The sequence below is a fragment of the Terriglobus albidus genome (assembly GCF_025685425.1).
Classification (GTDB): domain Bacteria; phylum Acidobacteriota; class Terriglobia; order Terriglobales; family Acidobacteriaceae; genus Terriglobus; species Terriglobus albidus.
On the sequence record NZ_JAGTAS010000009.1, the window covers coordinates 1 to 1,030 of the forward strand.

Here is a 1,030-nt window from a genome sequence, read left to right on the forward strand (position 1 = left end):
TGTGAAGTTTCAATAGGTTATTGTCCATCTGACCGAGAACGAAGAAGCTGATTGTGAGAGCAATCCAAAATCTTCGGAGGCCAGATGGACTATCACCATCATGCCCGTTTGACAGTGCGTGGTCGAGAGCAGTTGGTAAAGCGAGTGTTGGAAGGTGGGCTGAGCCAGCGGGAGGCGGCAGCCGAGCGCGGACTCAGCCGGCAGACGGTGGGCAAATGGGTGAGGCGGTACAGGCAGTCTGGTACGGGAGGGCTGCCGGATCGCAGCTCGAGGCCCAGGCAACTGCGGAAGCCCACTTCTCCAGAGCTAATCAACCGTGTGGAGCTGCTGCGTCGGGAGCGTTGGACCGGAGTGCGCATCGCCCAGGCCACCGGGCTGAGCCGAGCCACCGTCAGCCGCATCCTTACTCGGTTGAAACTGAACAAGTGGAAGATGCTGGAACCTGCCGCGCCTATCGTCCGCTACGAGCGTGCCGCAGCCGGCGACCTGCTGCACATCGACATCAAAAAGCTGGCGCGCATCGTCAAGGCCGGCCACCGCATCACCGGTAACCCGCAGGACGAGACCCGCGGTGCAGGCTGGGAGTTCCTCTACGTCGCGGTCGATGACTACTCACGGCTGGCTTACACCGCCTTATACCCGGATGAAAAGGCTACTTCGGCCATCGACTTCCTGGATCGGGCGGTGAACTGGTTCCGTCATATGGGCATCCACACGCGTCGGGTACTCACCGATAACGGCCCTTGCTTCTATCGCCAGCAATTCGGGGGAGTCTGTAAACGGTTGAATATCTACCATCGACGCACCAAACCCTACCGTCCACAGACCAACGGTAAAGCAGAACGCTTCATCCAAACCGCTCTCAGGGAATGGGCTTACGCAAGAAGATACGAGAACTCAACTCAGCGAGCACAACACCTCAGACCATGGATCCATCAGTACAACTGGCACCGACCTCATGCTAGCCTCAATCAAGCTCCACCCATCAGCAGATCCGGCCTCAAAGACAACAACCTGTTGAGACACCACA

Annotated in this window: 1 protein-coding gene; it reads left to right on the forward strand. The window is 58.3% G+C overall.

What is annotated here, in order from left to right:
* Window positions 1–84 precede the first annotated feature (84 nt).
* Window positions 85–1,030: IS481 family transposase (locus OHL21_RS00050; protein ID WP_263415203.1), on the forward strand; the 946-nt coding region annotated here is incomplete at its 3' end.